The sequence below is a fragment of the Oligoflexus sp. genome (assembly GCF_035712445.1).
In the GTDB taxonomy this organism is placed as follows: Bacteria; Bdellovibrionota_B; Oligoflexia; order Oligoflexales; family Oligoflexaceae; genus Oligoflexus.
Map to the genome: position 1 here is coordinate 1 of NZ_DASTAT010000050.1, position 14,137 is coordinate 14,137.

General features: G+C 53.8%; 12 protein-coding genes. 7 read left to right on the plus strand and 5 right to left on the minus strand.

Annotation, left to right across the window (positions count from 1 at the left end; genetic code table 11):
- Nucleotides 1-187: 187 nt before the first annotated feature.
- On the minus strand, nucleotides 188-2,854 hold the full coding sequence (locus VFO10_RS09945) for a TonB-dependent receptor plug domain-containing protein (RefSeq protein ID WP_325139569.1): 2,667 nt from the start codon (nucleotides 2,852-2,854) through the stop codon (nucleotides 188-190).
- Between the two features lie 412 nt (nucleotides 2,855-3,266).
- On the opposite strand from VFO10_RS09945, the gene VFO10_RS09950 reads away from it, so the two are divergent.
- The 3 genes from VFO10_RS09950 to VFO10_RS09960 all read left to right on the plus strand — a co-directional run bounded on the left by VFO10_RS09950 (nucleotide 3,267) and on the right by VFO10_RS09960 (nucleotide 6,763).
- Complete coding sequence (locus VFO10_RS09950) at nucleotides 3,267-3,536, plus strand: hypothetical protein (RefSeq protein WP_325139570.1); 270 nt, start codon at nucleotides 3,267-3,269, stop codon at nucleotides 3,534-3,536.
- Nucleotides 3,533-4,480 carry a DUF4862 family protein gene (locus VFO10_RS09955; RefSeq protein ID WP_325139572.1) on the plus strand — a complete coding sequence of 316 codons (948 nt, stop codon included), beginning with the start codon at nucleotides 3,533-3,535 and terminating at the stop codon, nucleotides 4,478-4,480. The genes VFO10_RS09950 and VFO10_RS09955 overlap by 4 nt, the downstream gene beginning before the upstream one ends.
- An 81-nt stretch (nucleotides 4,481-4,561) precedes the next feature.
- On the plus strand, nucleotides 4,562-6,763 hold the full coding sequence (locus tag VFO10_RS09960; protein ID WP_325139574.1) for a cation:proton antiporter: 2,202 nt from the start codon (nucleotides 4,562-4,564) through the stop codon (nucleotides 6,761-6,763).
- Here VFO10_RS09960 and VFO10_RS09965 read toward each other — a convergent pair.
- Nucleotides 6,743-7,903 (minus strand): hypothetical protein, encoded by a 1,161-nt coding sequence (locus tag VFO10_RS09965; RefSeq protein ID WP_325139576.1) that lies wholly within the window; start codon nucleotides 7,901-7,903, stop codon nucleotides 6,743-6,745. The genes VFO10_RS09960 and VFO10_RS09965 overlap by 21 nt on opposite strands.
- 313 nt (nucleotides 7,904-8,216) lie before the next feature.
- Here VFO10_RS09965 and VFO10_RS09970 point away from each other — a divergent pair, with 313 nt between their 5' ends.
- The gene (locus VFO10_RS09970; protein WP_325139578.1) at nucleotides 8,217-8,927 is read left to right on the plus strand and encodes an EI24 domain-containing protein; all 711 of its coding nucleotides are present in this window, start codon (nucleotides 8,217-8,219) and stop codon (nucleotides 8,925-8,927) included.
- Between the two features lies 1 nt (nucleotide 8,928).
- On the plus strand, nucleotides 8,929-10,050 hold the full coding sequence (gene recA / locus VFO10_RS09975; RefSeq protein WP_325139580.1) for a recombinase RecA: 1,122 nt from the start codon (nucleotides 8,929-8,931) through the stop codon (nucleotides 10,048-10,050).
- Nucleotides 10,051-10,118: 68 nt separating this feature from the next.
- Here recA and VFO10_RS09980 read toward each other — a convergent pair whose 3' ends face one another.
- Complete coding sequence (locus VFO10_RS09980) at nucleotides 10,119-11,135, minus strand: hypothetical protein (RefSeq protein ID WP_325139582.1); 1,017 nt, start codon at nucleotides 11,133-11,135, stop codon at nucleotides 10,119-10,121.
- A 196-nt stretch (nucleotides 11,136-11,331) separates the two neighbouring features.
- Between VFO10_RS09980 and VFO10_RS09985 the strand changes: the two genes are divergently transcribed.
- Together VFO10_RS09985 and VFO10_RS09990 are read left to right on the plus strand one after the other, a co-directional pair.
- Complete coding sequence (locus tag VFO10_RS09985) at nucleotides 11,332-11,739, plus strand: hypothetical protein (protein ID WP_325139584.1); 408 nt, start codon at nucleotides 11,332-11,334, stop codon at nucleotides 11,737-11,739.
- Nucleotides 11,740-11,982: 243 nt separating this feature from the next.
- Nucleotides 11,983-12,885: a hypothetical protein gene (locus tag VFO10_RS09990; protein ID WP_325139586.1), complete on the plus strand. Its 903-nt coding sequence runs from the start codon at nucleotides 11,983-11,985 to the stop codon at nucleotides 12,883-12,885.
- A gap of 46 nt (nucleotides 12,886-12,931) precedes the next feature.
- Here VFO10_RS09990 and VFO10_RS09995 read toward each other — a convergent pair whose 3' ends face one another.
- Both VFO10_RS09995 and VFO10_RS10000 read right to left on the minus strand, forming a co-directional pair.
- Nucleotides 12,932-13,594, minus strand: coding sequence for a hypothetical protein (locus VFO10_RS09995; RefSeq protein ID WP_325139588.1), 663 nt, complete (start codon nucleotides 13,592-13,594; stop codon nucleotides 12,932-12,934).
- 8 nt (nucleotides 13,595-13,602) lie between these two features.
- Nucleotides 13,603-13,965, minus strand: coding sequence for a PilZ domain-containing protein (locus VFO10_RS10000; RefSeq protein WP_325139590.1), 363 nt, complete (start codon nucleotides 13,963-13,965; stop codon nucleotides 13,603-13,605).
- Nucleotides 13,966-14,137: the final 172 nt, after the last annotated feature.

A 14,137-nucleotide genomic window follows, 5' to 3' on the forward strand; every position in this document is an offset into this window, starting at 1 on the left:
GAGCGATTAGGTTTAGAAGTACTGTGAGTAGACCTTCCATGCCAGCCACCAAGTGTTTTGTCGTAATCTCACTTTAGGCCAGGTTCTTGGAAGGTCTATTTATTTTGTGGAAATGAGTATTTTTTTGTCCAAACTTGAGAAGAGGGAGGTAAATACCTCCCTCTCTGCTTTTACCCAAACACAGTGCTTAGATATGGAAATTTAAACGAGTGAAGAACGTGGGACCGATGCTGGGATAGAACGCCCCGCCGACACCGCGACCGATGGCATCACTGTCGTCCTGAGGGAAGCCCTGGTTGAAGATGTTCTGGCCACCCAGCTCGAAATCAAAGTTCCGGCTCACAGTGTAGCCGTAGTTCAAATCCCAACTGGAAAATGAACCAATGTACCCAAGCTGCTTGTTGGATTTTTGATAGCGACCATTCGAGTTGCTGATGAGACGAAGGCTATTGTCGCCAATGCTGTATCCAAAAGTGTTCGTCCAGCGCCAGCGAGGAATTCCCCCCTCTTCGAGGTACTGCTCAAACTTGCCACCGGGCAGTTTTTGGCGAGTGTAGGTCAGGTAGTAAGAGTAATCCCCCTTATACGACAAGGTTCCGAAGCCAGCGGCATATTCCGTGTAACCTGTGAAGTTAAGCCCCGAAGCTTTCGTCGTTGAAAGGTTTGTGCTTGGGCTGATGATCTCAGTCACTTCTTGGGTCGTAGGATCACGAATAATGGCTGTTCCATTCGGCAAATCGCGGCCAGCAGCATCCAATTGCATCAGCTCATCAGCACTGATCGTCGTGATCACGTCTTTGATCTGTTGGTTGAAATATTCCACTGATAAACCGGTGCCGATGAAAGGCTCGTATCCGAGATAGGCGCTGAAACTGGTGGATGTCTGCGGATCAAGCTCAGAGTTGCCGCCACTGCGGATTTCGGCTGACTGATCTAGGGTGCAATATTTGGTGATGTTTCCTGCATCGCCAGCTTCTGTAGCCTGGTTACATAGTTTGTAATCAGTAAAGTCAGTGAAGTAACGAGCTTCCTGATCGTGCAAATCACGTAAAGTCGGCGCTTTGAAGCCTGTTCCTGCATTCAGTCGAGCAAAAAATTCTTTGCCGAGACGGTACTGCAAGCCAGCCATCGGATTGAATGTGTTTCCGAAATCCGAGTAATCATCAAAACGACCGGCCAAGCTGGCTTCCAACGTCGAAACAAGTGGTATGCCGAGTTCAGCGTAAACAGCATTCGCTTTTCGATCACCTTGGCCCCCGCCGCCGCCGAGACCTTTGACCTGACCCGCAAGCTTGTTCGGTGCCGCGCGGTTCATGTACGATTCGAGAATGTGCGATGCACCGACGGAATACCCTGCGCTCTTGCCCAGGATGTCGAAAGTTCCAGAATAGTTAATTTCAGCGGATTTTGCAGTGGAGCTGTCGGTGTCAGGAACATCCAAAGAATAAAGGCTTACGTCACCAGTCGGCACAGGTGCCAGAACATCGAACTCCCCGTTGAAAACAGCTTCTCTAAACCGCTGATCATCGATAAAGTTGGTCCACACGTGCGACCTGTAGATTCGACTGTCAGAAACGTTGAATTCAAGCTCCTGGTCATCGCCAAAGCTGTGCACAACGCCCATTGCAGCGGAAAAAGTTGTTTGATCTGTCTTGGTCCCAGACACAGATTGGGGAACTCGACCATGGACGAGAACTCCATTCTGATTGCCATTGTTTGGATCCGGGCTAAAAACTGCTGCGTCTGCGCCGGTTGTTAGCTCAGGATGAAGGGCATTAACCGCAGCTTCAGAAACTCTATATGCATCGCTGGCCACGTCCAGCACTGCTGGCAAACCTACTGTCTTCGCCGTCTTCTTGGTTCCAAACACCCGGAGATTGATCTTGGTGTTGTCCGTGACTTGGTAAGAGAATTCATCAAGGACAGAAACCTTCTGCCAGTTGCCCTGAAGTTGATAGATATCCCAATAGTCATAACCGCAGAACCGATTCTCGCCGTTGGCCCCCGAGAATTTATCACCGTCAACACAGGGCCCTACTGGAGCGAAACCATCAGCAGTCTGATATGAGAATGGCGTACCGCGCGACGACCGGAAATTGGTGTCAAACCATGGACGATCTTTGGCAAGAATAGGCTTGCTTTCGTCCCACTGCATTGTGATCAGGTTGGACGTTTTATCACTATTTGTCCCGGACATCACGTAGACCTGATCGCGGTCACCGCCGCCGAAACGCGCTTTGGTTAACGAGTAGCCAAAAGACATTCCGTCATATTGCTTACGGGTGATGATATTAATAACGCCGGCTAAGGCATCAGTACCATAAATAGCTGACGCGGTTCCGGTGATGATTTCCACTCGCTCGACAGCAGCTGTTGGAATCACCGACAGGTCGATAAACTCGAGGCTCGGATCGCGGACAATACGGCGGCCGTTCAGGAGAACCAAGGTGTTCCCTTCACCCAGGCCGCGCAGGTCAACTGTCTGAGTGCCTTCGGGTGCACCGTAGCTCGATCCATATTCACCGGAGCCAAAGGATGCTACCGTCAGCTTATTAAGAGCCTCGTTGAGGTTGACCGCCCCACTCTTTTCAAGATCTTTTCGGTCTACCGTTATAACAGGCTTAGGTCCTTCAAGATCAAGCTGACGGATCCGACTACCTGTGACCTGGATGCGTTCACTTTTCTTCTCCTGCTTTTTGTCCTCCGCGTCTTTGTTTGCGGATTCAGTCCTTGTGGGCGCGGGAGTTGGAGAAGGTGTCGGCGTTGAAGCAGGAGCTGTATTGCTCTGCGCATTCACAGTTGTGAATGATGATAGCAGCAGTAGGCTGATTAAGGATTCGCTTCTTCGAAGCATATATGACTCCAAGTCAGAGTATCGTTTTGTCGGACGATACTAGCAGTATGGTTGGAAATGCTTCAATACAAATATCGCGAAAAGCTCGTGTTCAACTCGACTGAGCTATGTTCAAAGCTGCATGACGCTGTAGAAAATCATTTCGCACTTTTGCTGTCATGAATGTTCTGAGGGCCATTGCCAGTAAGACATGCAGATTTGCATTGAAGTTCCTTCTTTGTTCAAACGTTCCTTTAATTATGTTAGGTTGGTCAAAATGGGTGTTGCTCGTTCTGTCAAAAGAACTATTGTTGTATCGTATTCCGTAAACTGCCTATTTGGAGATTCCTTCATGAGGTTTGCTTTCCCTGTTGTGCTGACTTGCCTGCTAGCTGCTTGTGCTACCCCAGCACCGAACTCTCGAGAAACGAATATGGATACGCAAACAGACCTGAAGGTCGCTGCCGCCAAGGATTGCAACGAAGACAGTTTCTGCACCCGCGAATACCTTCCGACCAGCTGCCAATTCAGTGGCCAGAGCTTCGATGGCAGCAATCCCTGTGAAGCCAAAAAACTCGCGCGGCGCTATGCCTGCGAAAAAGGCCTTCAGTTCGCCGATGCGGACGTCAGCTGCAAAAGCAAAGAGGAGCCTGTGATCGAAGCGGCACCGGCGGCGCCTCAGAAGAAAGGAAAAGGCAAGTGATCGGCGGGAAGCGGTCATGGTGGGTAGGGGCCTATGCGCTGACGGCCACTTTGGAAAGATTTTCTGAACGTGACGCCGCGGATTTTTATGCGGCCATCCATCAGCTGCCCGGGCTTGCGGGGCTGGAGTTGCCCCTGCACCTTTTGGAAAAAAAAGACGATCCCTGGCGGCACCTTCATTGTCTGCCGCGGGATCTTGATTTTATTCTCACACCGCTTCCCTATGTCATGCAAAGCCTGGAAAAACAGCCTCTTTTTGGTCTCGCCTCGCCGGATCACGAAGGGCGTGCTGCGGCTTTGCGATTCATTTCTGAAATCAGACAGCGCATTCACCGCCTTGAGGACCACACGGGACGCGCAGCTGTGCGGGCTGTTCAGCTGCATAGTGCCCCGACGGGACAAGCCGAAGCCGCATCGTTCAGAAGGTCACTCGAAGACATCGTGGCCATGGATTGGGGTGCGGTGGAACTGTGGCTGGAACACTGCGACGCTGTGATTCCCGGTCAAATCCCGGCCAAAGGTTTTCTTCCCTTGGCGGATGAAGTCACGATCGCCAAGGACCTTGGACTCGGCATCACGATCAATTGGGGGCGCTCCGTTTTGGAAACAAGGCAGGTGGAGGGCGCTCTGCATCATATTCAGACAGCGGCTCATGCCGGCGTATTGCGCAGTGTATTCCTCTCGTCCACCGCGCAGAACGATCCCCTTTACGGTACCTGGCTCGATAATCATGCGCCCGTGCAAGGCATCGGTGTCGGCCCCTGGCGTCCCACCCATTCCCTTTTGAATGCCGACGCGGTGCACGCTGCCCTGGCCGCGGCGGCCCAGGCCTCTTGCTTCGGGCTTAAAATCCAGCCTTTTCCTGTCACCCTCTCGCTTGCGGAACGGATTGACTGTATCCGTCAGCACCTGGAATTTCTGCGTCCTGGCAGCGCCCAGACATAAAAAAAAGATATACGTCATGCCTTCCTCTTGTTAGAGTTTTGGCCCGGCCTTGCCTGGACGAACCATTCAGGAGAAACCCCTATGCACCTCGCACCCCTGATTCAAGACCTTGCCGTGATCCTGGGTGTCGCGGCACTGGTGACCTTTCTGTTTCGCCTCATCAAACAGCCGGTGGTCCTGGGTTATATCGTTGCGGGCATTATCGTGGGACCCTATACGCCGCCGATTTTTTCCGTGGTGGATGTGGAGAGCGTGAAGGTCTGGGCCGAGCTGGGCGTTATTTTTCTGATGTTCGCGTTGGGTCTGGAATTCAGTTTCCGGCGTCTGGCCAAGGTTGGAGTGTCGGCAGGCATGACCGCCGTCATTCAGATTCTGACTATGCTTATTTTAGGGAATGTGACAGCCCGGGTTCTAGGCTGGACTTCGATGGATGCCGTGTTTCTGGGCTGCATGATCGCCATTTCTTCGACCACCATCATTATCAAGGCTTTGGAAGAACTTGGCCTGAAGACGAAAAAATTCGCGGAGCTGGTCTTCGGCATTCTGATTGTGGAAGATCTCGCGGCCATCATTATGCTCGTGGCCCTGTCAAATATCGCAAGCAAGTCCACCGTCAGCAGCATGGACCTTGTGAGTGCGGGCGGGAAACTCGCTTTGGTCGTGGGGTCCTGGCTGGTCATCGGCATGTTCGTGGTGCCGCGTTTAATTCGTGCTGTGGGGCGGCGCGGCAATAATGAAATGATGATCATCTTTTCGCTCGGGCTCTGCCTCGCCCTCGTATCCCTGTCGGCTTACTTTCATTACTCGGTGGCGCTCGGGGCTTTCATCATGGGTTCGATACTGGCGGAAACCCGTGAGGTGCATCGCATCGAGGAGCTGGTCACACCGCTCAAGGATATGTTCGGTGCGGTCTTTTTCGTGTCGGTCGGCATGCTGCTCGATCCCGCGATCATCCTGAGTAACTGGGCGAGCATTCTCATTCTTTGCGTTGTGATCATCTGTGGTAAAGTTCTTTCGGTGGCGCTGGGCACACTGGTCACGGGACAGTCGCTGGGCACCGCGGTGCACAGTGGTTTCAGCATGGCCCAGATCGGTGAATTCTCCTTCATCATTGCCACCCTCGGTCTTTCCTACAATGCGATTCGTCCTGACCTTTATCCGATCATCGTGGCCGCATCGCTGATCACGACATTTACCACGCCTTATTTCATCCGATATGCAGGACCTGTGACCGAGGCCATCAAACGCAGGCTGTCGCCCGAGGCGATGACGCGGCTTGATCGTTACGGATCGTTCATTCAAAGACGATCCTCGGGCGGCACCTTCAGCAAGGATTTTTATGTGCGTGCCCTGCGTTGGCTCGCCTGCATGATCATCGTGCTGACCATCTTCATCGCGATCGGATACCGCGTTTATCCCTGGCTCGCCGGGCAGATTGTAAGGCGGGAAATTGCCCAGGCCGTGGCCTGGCTTTTGAGCTTTGTGCTGTCCGCGCCTTTTATCTGGGCCATGCTCACGGCGTTTCGCGCGCCCTATCAGCTGGCCGGCCTTGTCAGCCGGATTGCAACAGTCGTGCTGCTCACGGTTTTCAGTCTCGAATTTTTTTCGGTGTGGCTCGTGCTCCTGGTCACCGCGGGACTGGCAACGCTCTTTTTCTTCCTCTTTCGTCGGCGTTTTGAAAGTTTTTATGGATGGTTCGAGGAAAAATTTATTGCCGGCATGGAAAACAGCCCCGAGGATTCCGTTCATTCTCATCTTGTTCCTTGGGATGCTCACCTTGCGGAATTTACCGTCGATCCGCATTCCTCGATCGTCGGGCAGACTCTGATTGAACTCGGTCTGCGCGAACGATTTGGGATGAATGTGGTCGTGATTCAACGCGGCGACAAGGACCTCGTGGCTCCCAAAGCCACGGAACGCATTTATCCGGGTGATGTGATCCTTTGTTTTGGAACGGATGAAGAGCTGGAGCGTTTCCATGCGGATCTGATTCGCCGCCCTGAAACGCAGGGGGAGGATGAGGATGCGAGCTATGCTCTGAGGCCCTTTGAAATTCAAAGCGGCTCCCGCATTCTGCATCGCACCATCCGGGATTCCGGCGTGCGCGAGCAATTTGATTGCATGGTCGTGGGCATTGAACGCGATGGTGAGCGCCTCAGGAGTCCGAAATCAGATCTGGTGCTCGAGGAAAAGGATCTTTTATGGGTCGTCGGCAACGTCAGGCAGCTGCAGCGTCTCGCGGAACATTTTCAGAATCAAGCGTCACGGCGCGCTGGCCTGTGAAGGTTGCCGCACAGGGGGCCAGGGTGTGGGAAAGCGAGTGGGATCAAAGCGAAAGCCATCGCCCAGTTTGACTTTTTTCTGGCCGGTGCGAATGAAGAGTATCGCCCCCTCGTGAATGGGAAAACCACGCGGCGAGGTCAGCCCCAGGCCGCTGCCGTAAAATCCGACGACATGACCTTTGATCAGCCTCTGCCCATCATCAAGATAAAGACGATCATTCATCTCAAGACCCCAGGCCCGACCGCGATCCAGATAAGCCCAGGCCCCATAAATCTTCGCGACCTGGGGCCAGTCATCCGCTTTGATGCTGCCGGCCTCTTTCTGCAGGAGCTGAATCAGTTCGGTTGGCAGCTGCAGTTTTTCCTGAGAGATGTCGATGGTGGTGCGCACCCGCACATGCGAGTTGATCGACGAACCCAGCACAGCTTCACTCCAGCGCGCATCGGCTTCGAAGCTTGGACCTTTCGGCTGCATGCCCCAGTCCAGAACGAGTTCCCGCGTGGCCCGGATCATCGGCTCCTGAATGTCCCAGACGCGGCGCAGATGAAAGGCCTCGCGTTCACCGACCAGCGGCAGAACAGTAAACGATGGCGCGAGCGCATGCGCGGTGAGCATATTGAGGCAAAGATGCGAGCCCTTGCGTCCGTCGTGACTGCCGCGCATGAGTCCCAGCCTTAATTTAAAGGGGTTTTCGCGCGCTGCGGCCTCTGGGATCACAGGATCATTCAAAAGTTTTTGCACGGCCTCACGCCACGAGGGATCCGGCATCAAAGGAGCGGGTGCCTTTTTTTTCCACTGCTCCCAGTCGGCGCGTGGCACAAGGATCTGCTGGGCGCCGAGCAGCTGAGCCCGCCTCGTACTGATCAGCTCGATGGCAAAGAGCAGGCTGTCGCCAATCGGACAGATGACCGGCTGCAGATGATGAGGCTCGGCCAGAGAGGAACGTGATCGTCCTGCCATGATGCTATGAGCCAGACGCTGCTCGTTCAGCGAAAGCATGACCTTCGCTTCCTTCGCCATCTGATCCAAGGGTTTCGCATTCTGTATCCAGGCTTCCTGCAGCGCTCCATGCAGCTTTTGTAACTGATCGCGATGGCGGAGGGTGAACTCCGCATCCAGACCGATCAGCTGCCAGGGCATCAGCGCCGCAGAGCGCCATCCGTCCTGGGACTCAGCCGCGTATGCATGGGGGTTTGCTCCCCAAATAAGCAGCAGAATGCATGAGCTCCACGCCTTTGCAAAAAAGTACAAAATTTCTCTTGGAAGTCGGATGGAAAACCGTTTAAAAGGGTGTGAGGCCATATCATTGTATGGTTGTTGGATTGAGTCTTCAGCCGCGGACGCTTGCATGGGATGTCTCTTCAGTTTTCCCGTGAGAATGCTTAGACTGTGTATCGGCTTCCGGTTTCCGTAGCTGAAGATGCCGCCCCTGCGGCAGGAAAGTATGTTTCGCATGATCAATCCCATCCGCGATTTGGTTCGCGGCAGTCGTCTGTATTGGTTGGGAGTCAAGTGGCTAAGCCAACATCCGATTTGGTTCCTTCTTTTGTTCATCCCAACTCTGGTAGGATTGGGACTGATGGCAGCTGCGCTGCTGCTTTTTTGGGAATACCAGGCGGATATTATGCGAACCCTGCTCTTCGAACCGGGTGAGGGGTGGCTCTGGGTCCTTCTTTATTACATAAGCAAGGGCCTGCTCTATCTGGCAGCTTTGGGACTGTCTCTTCTCTTTGGTCTTTTGACCACCAACGTTCTGGCGGCGCCGCTCTATGAGTTGCTGTCCTGTGCGGTGGAGAAGGAGAAGCGGGGGCGGGTGACGGAAATCTCGCTGTGGCAGTCGCTCAAGAATATTCCGGAGGAACTCAAGAAGGTCCTGCTCATTATGGTACTGTCTCTTCTGGTCTTTCTGGTACCGGGGCTGAATCTTCTGGGCATATTTGTGGCAGCTAGTCTGGTAGGGTGGGATTACTATGATTATCCCATGGCCAGGCGAGGCTGGAGTCTGAAACAAAGGTTAAGGGAAGCGAGACAGGATTATTTTGCCATTTTAGGCTTTGGCCTGTGGCTGGTGATACCCTTCGTTCATTTTATTTTGATGCCCATGGCCGTAGCAGGGGGAACCCTGATGGCTCTGGAGCGGATCGACACTATCGAGAGGAGATAACATGGGTTTAGAAAATTCCGCCGAACGCACAAAGGCCATTGACGCAGCGCTGAGCTCGATTGAGAAGCAATTCGGCAAAGGTGCCATCATGCGTTTGGGTCAGGCGGAGCAGGATGCCAGTCGGATCGAATCTATTTCGACCGGTTCCTTGTCACTGGATGCAGCTCTCGGAGTGGGTGGTTTGCCCAAGGGACGTGTGATCGAGATCTTTGGACCAGAATCCAGCGGGAAAACAACGCTGACTCTGCATATTGCGGCTGAAGTGCAAAAAGCCGGCGGTGTGGCAGCTTTTGTGGATGCTGAGCATGCTCTTGATACCTCCTACGCGAAAAAGATCGGCGTGAACCTGGATGAACTTCTGGTTTCACAGCCTGATACCGGCGAACAGGCTCTGGAAATCGTCGATATGCTGGTGCGCAGTGAAGCGGTGAGCCTTGTGATCATCGACTCTGTGGCGGCTCTGACCCCGAAAGCGGAAATCGAAGGCGAGATGGGTGACATGCATGTGGGTCTTCAGGCCCGCCTGATGTCCCAGGCTCTTCGGAAACTGACCGGCTCCGTGTCCCGTACGAACTGTACGGTCATCTTCATCAACCAGATCCGTATGAAGATCGGTGTGATGTTTGGAAGTCCGGAAACCACCACCGGTGGTAACGCGCTCAAGTTCTATTCTTCGGTTCGTCTTGATATCCGCCGCTTGGCGTCCATCAAGCAGGGCGAGGATGTGATCGGGAACCGCGTGCGTGTGAAAGTCGTGAAGAACAAGGTTGCCGCGCCTTTCAAAGAAGCGGAGTTCGATGTGCTCTTCGGTACGGGTATTTCCCATATCGGTGATCTGATCGATCTGGCTTCCAACCATGAAATCATTACCAAGACCGGCGCCTGGTTCTCTTACAAGGATCAGCGTTTGGGTCAGGGCCGTGAGAAAGCGAAGGAATTCCTGGAAGGCAATCCCGAGCTGAAAGCCCAGATCGAATACGAAGTGAAGAAGAAGCTCAATTTCCCCAATCTGCAGGAACCGAAAAAAGAGTCGGACGTGGCCAAGGCTGAAGCCAAAGGCGCCCGTAAGGGAAAAGCCGATGATGCTGAGCCGAAGGCCAAGGCTGCCGGCGCCAAGGATTGAGTTTGAGCTTACTGTGCTTTCGAGCGGCTCCTCGTTAAGAGGGGTCGCTCTTATCGTTTTCAGCGGAGTCAGTCCGGTTTATTATTGTTGGTATACGCCCGTCCAGGCGACAGCTCGCTGCTCGATTCCAGAATCATTTTGCCAAAGGCGAAACTTTCCTGCGCCTGCAGATCAGCAAAGCTGCGCGGAACAAAGTGAACGCGCACTTCATAATCGCCGGGCGGCAGCGCCGTACCCCGCGTTACCACGACTTTTTTCGCACCGATGGGAATGGCCGCACGGATATTCACACCGGGACCTAAAAGTTCAGCATAATGAATCGGGCGCATCTGACCGCAGACTTCATCGAGGCTCACGGTCAGAAGACTGTCCTTGCTCATTTTGAAGGGAAAGTGAAAGCTCTGCGCCTTCAAAAAGAGGCGCAGGTTCGGCAAAGTTGGATCCGGCAACGTGTTCCCGCCTTCAGCCGGCAGACAGCTTTCCGGTGCCGCGAGTGAGAAGGGATTATTATCGACGACGAAACTCGCGCTTCCACCATAGGCATAGCGTTTGTCCTGCATCGGAGCCGCGGGCGTTGTACCGGAACCCGGACCGCTATTGTCATCATCAGGCGGCAAGCTCGAGATAGTGGTATTGAAGTGATAGCGCATGCCGTTGACAAAGATATCAAGCGAGACGTCCACCAGGATATCCTGGGGGATTTTAATCGCCCACTGCCAGCCGCTCGTCGTATCCAAGGCCAGGGGTGCGGCATCGAAGGGAACATCATTCTGCGTGAAGACCCAATTCTCCAGAGTTGGAGACGAATTCACAAACACGGGCTGACTATTCTCTTCCAGGCGACACCAGACTTCGCCGTTGTCAGGCATGACTTCATAGCGGCAGGCCAGGTAAGCGCCACCAATCGGAACGGGCTCAAGCGCAGCCTGAGCTGCTTCAGCATCCTCGCTGTCATCATCGGCAGCGGGTTTCACGTCCTTGGCCTGAGCCGATTTGTTTCGGCTGTCAAACTTCGGACCTTCCTTGCAACTGAACCAACATAAGGAAATGAAGCATAGCCCCAAGAAATTCATGGTGGTGCGCATAATTATTTCCCCTGCGGTGGACCTTACCCTTTATCGGTTCGCTTTCGGGAAAACCTGAAAATAATTAAATAGTGCAATTATTCCCGACAAAAGCTGCGTATTTTGCATCCTTACCGGGTCCTTTCAGACGCTCTTGATCCAAAAGCCCGGACAGGAGAGACTTTCGACACGTAAGAATTTGGAAGAAGGACAGGACATGGCTCAGACTCTTTGCTATCTGCCAGGGGAAAAAATCAAAGACCCGACGCTCTGGACGAGCTTGCGCGGCTGGCAGAAAACCCAGAATCTCAGCGCCGAGAAAATCCGCTGGACCCCCGATTTCCTCAAGTCTGACGGCATCGACCGGGACGAGCTGGCAGGAGCGCTGGCGCTTCTTCGCGGCGGGCAGATTCAAAAGGTGGTGTATTTCGAGCCACGTCCTCGTGCTGCCAAGGATCTGGACTGGCTCGCGTTCGCCTGCAGCTGCATTCAGCTCGGCATCGCGGTCGAGGATGCGGAAGGCCAGCCACTTTTGACGGAAGAGAAGGCCAGTGTGCTGCAGGACCTTTTCATGAAGGCCTCGAAAAAACCCGCTGCCCCTGCACGGCGCAGTAGTCGAGTTTGATGAATCCTTCAGACCGTATGCTGCGGCATTCGGTCACCTCAGCATGAAACCACCTGTCGCGTAAATCCCTCATTACGAGTATTGAGCAAAACCAACCTGGCGGCTTGTAACCATTGGTACGCGTAAAACAATTCAGTCAAATTTCGTAAGTCAAAAACTTTAGTTTTCCGAAATTGTCTTGGCCAGCCGACCAATTATTCTTGTAAACATCAATAACCCTAAAAAACAAAAGGGAAAAAGAAGATGCTTGCACGAATCACTTCAACGGCTTTCGCTGGACTTGTCCTCACGGCTTCCGTCGCAAAGGCTGACTTTTTGCCAGAGAACGATCTCTGGAAAGAAGACGGTCTTCTTCGCGCCTCTGGAATTACCCAGGACGAATTCAACAGGGTCATCGACGAAGCAGAAGCCACCTATGCACAGGTGTTCCAAGGCTTCGGCGCCAAATTGAAAGTCAACCGTCTGTGGAGTGACTCCACAGTGAACGCCAGTGCGGTTCAAACCGGCACCACCTGGCAGGTGAACATGTACGGCGGCCTCGCTCGTCGCCCTGAAGTGACTCGTGATGGTTTTGCTCTGGTTCTGTGCCATGAAATCGGCCATCACCTGGGCGGATATCCTTTCAGCTCGTCGTGGGCTGCCAATGAAGGCCAGTCGGATTATTTCGCGACTCTCGCCTGCGGTCGTCTCCTCTGGGGCGGTCAGGATGAAGAAAACGCACGCTTCGCCGCCGATCTCGATGCGATTCCCAAGGCGCAGTGTGACAAAGTCTGGAGCACAAGCTCCGATCGTAACCTCTGCTATCGTATGATGGCGGGTGGAAAGTCGCTGGCTGACCTTCTGTCGGCTTTGGGCGGTACCAAGGCTTCGTGGTCGACTCCTGACAAGTCGGCTGTCAGTCGCACCAACAACGCTCACCCTGCTGGCCAGTGCCGTCTGGATACCTATGCGGCTGGTGCGCTTTGCGGCAAGGATTGGGATGCGAAAGTGATTCCTGCGAAGGATCTTGGCAGCAAGCGCAACACCAAGGATGGCGAGATGGATGCTGTGCAGTATACCTGCAACCAGTCCGAAGGCTTGGCCCTCGGCACCCGTCCTACCTGCTGGTTCAAGCCTTATCTGACTGCTGCCAGTACCTTTGAATAAGGGGCTGCTTTAATCGACCCGTCTTTCATGACGGCTGAATAACTCATCAAGGTCGACCGCTCGCGGTCGGCCTTTCGGCATTTTGCGCAAGGGGCGGGAAGATGCGTGTTCCCCCGGTTAAACGCTCAAAGCGAACAGGCTTCTTCCCGGTCTCCATACTCCATGAATACGTATACCAGGCCGCCAGCTCCACCGGCATTTCCGCCTTCAATGCTTCCGCACAGCTAAAAACTTTTTTTCGGCCCTGCTCGCGCAGCTCCAAAGTCAGTTCAATCAGATGCAGGCTCGCATGGGTATCCTTGCTGCCGAGATAAAGGCAGGCGCGCATGGTGCCTTCGGTCTGGCGTTCTGCATTCTGACAGCGAAGCAGCGCATCCTGCTCACGCTGGGGAAAGTGCCGCCGCAGTTCCGTCCAGCGGGAATCGGTGGTATTCGCAACCAAATGAGCAAAACGGATCGAAGCCAGGGCCTCATCCGGTTTTTCGCAGTAGGTTCGCCAGTGCGCGGAGCCCTGCAGAGCCTGATTGATCATGGAACGCTGCGCGTCCAGGTCCGACGAATCGAGCGTCGGACGTTCCACCGGACCTATGACCGGAATGTCTTCATCATTCCTGAGGGTAAAAAGAATGGACACCACGCTCAGGACGAAAAGCCCGGCCGGCAACCAGATCTGAGACAGGCTTGCAAAACGGTTGGGAGGAACAGCCATGATGATTCCTAGCCTTCGAAGGGGCGTTTCAGATTCCCGAATTTGTTGAGCAAAACTCGCTGTTCCGTCATGATTCTTTGCAGCGGCACGCCCTCGGTGAGTTCCAGGACGACAGCATCGGAATCTATGCGCAGGATCCTGCCCGTCACCTGCGTGCGGCCGTGATCCTGAAAAATAATCGTGGCATCCAAGGGATTTTCCGTATCCAGGACAAAAGCTGAACGCTTGGCGTCGAAGGAGAATTTCACACCCTTCTCGCTCAGATTGATCACAGGAAATTTTCCGTTGCCGATGGCAATCTGCGGCCTGGCTTCCTTGGGATATTCCAGGCGGAAGTAATTGCGACTCGGTTTTTCCAATTTTTCGGTCATTTCACATCCGTATGCCCAGGATCTACTAAAATTGTGACGTAGTTTGATGGGGCCGTCAATTGCAGGGCCGCCCTGCCGATGCCAGCTCACATACGTTAGACTAAGGAAGAGCCCGTTCGATTCAGCGAACATCCCGGTGAGCGGGGCGGGTTTTTTCGGTGGAAAGGTCTTT

Bases quoted from the DNA above. Each gene is read 5' to 3' on its own strand.
- VFO10_RS09985 (WP_325139584.1), top strand. From the start codon at position 11,332: ATGGCTCAGACTCTTTGCTATCTGCCAGGGGAAAAAATCAAAGACCCG.
- VFO10_RS09990 (WP_325139586.1), top strand. From the start codon at position 11,983: ATGCTTGCACGAATCACTTCAACGGCTTTCGCTGGACTTGTCCTCACG.
- VFO10_RS09950 (WP_325139570.1), top strand. From the start codon at position 3,267: ATGGATACGCAAACAGACCTGAAGGTCGCTGCCGCCAAGGATTGCAAC.
- VFO10_RS09960 (WP_325139574.1), top strand. From the start codon at position 4,562: ATGCACCTCGCACCCCTGATTCAAGACCTTGCCGTGATCCTGGGTGTC.
- VFO10_RS09965 (WP_325139576.1), bottom strand. From the start codon at position 7,903: ATGCCCTGGCAGCTGATCGGTCTGGATGCGGAGTTCACCCTCCGCCAT.
- recA (WP_325139580.1), top strand. From the start codon at position 8,929: ATGGGTTTAGAAAATTCCGCCGAACGCACAAAGGCCATTGACGCAGCG.
- VFO10_RS10000 (WP_325139590.1), bottom strand. From the start codon at position 13,965: ATGACCGAAAAATTGGAAAAACCGAGTCGCAATTACTTCCGCCTGGAA.
- VFO10_RS09980 (WP_325139582.1), bottom strand. From the start codon at position 11,135: ATGCGCACCACCATGAATTTCTTGGGGCTATGCTTCATTTCCTTATGT.
- VFO10_RS09945 (WP_325139569.1), bottom strand. From the start codon at position 2,854: ATGCTTCGAAGAAGCGAATCCTTAATCAGCCTACTGCTGCTATCATCA.
- VFO10_RS09995 (WP_325139588.1), bottom strand. From the start codon at position 13,594: ATGGCTGTTCCTCCCAACCGTTTTGCAAGCCTGTCTCAGATCTGGTTG.
- VFO10_RS09970 (WP_325139578.1), top strand. From the start codon at position 8,217: ATGATCAATCCCATCCGCGATTTGGTTCGCGGCAGTCGTCTGTATTGG.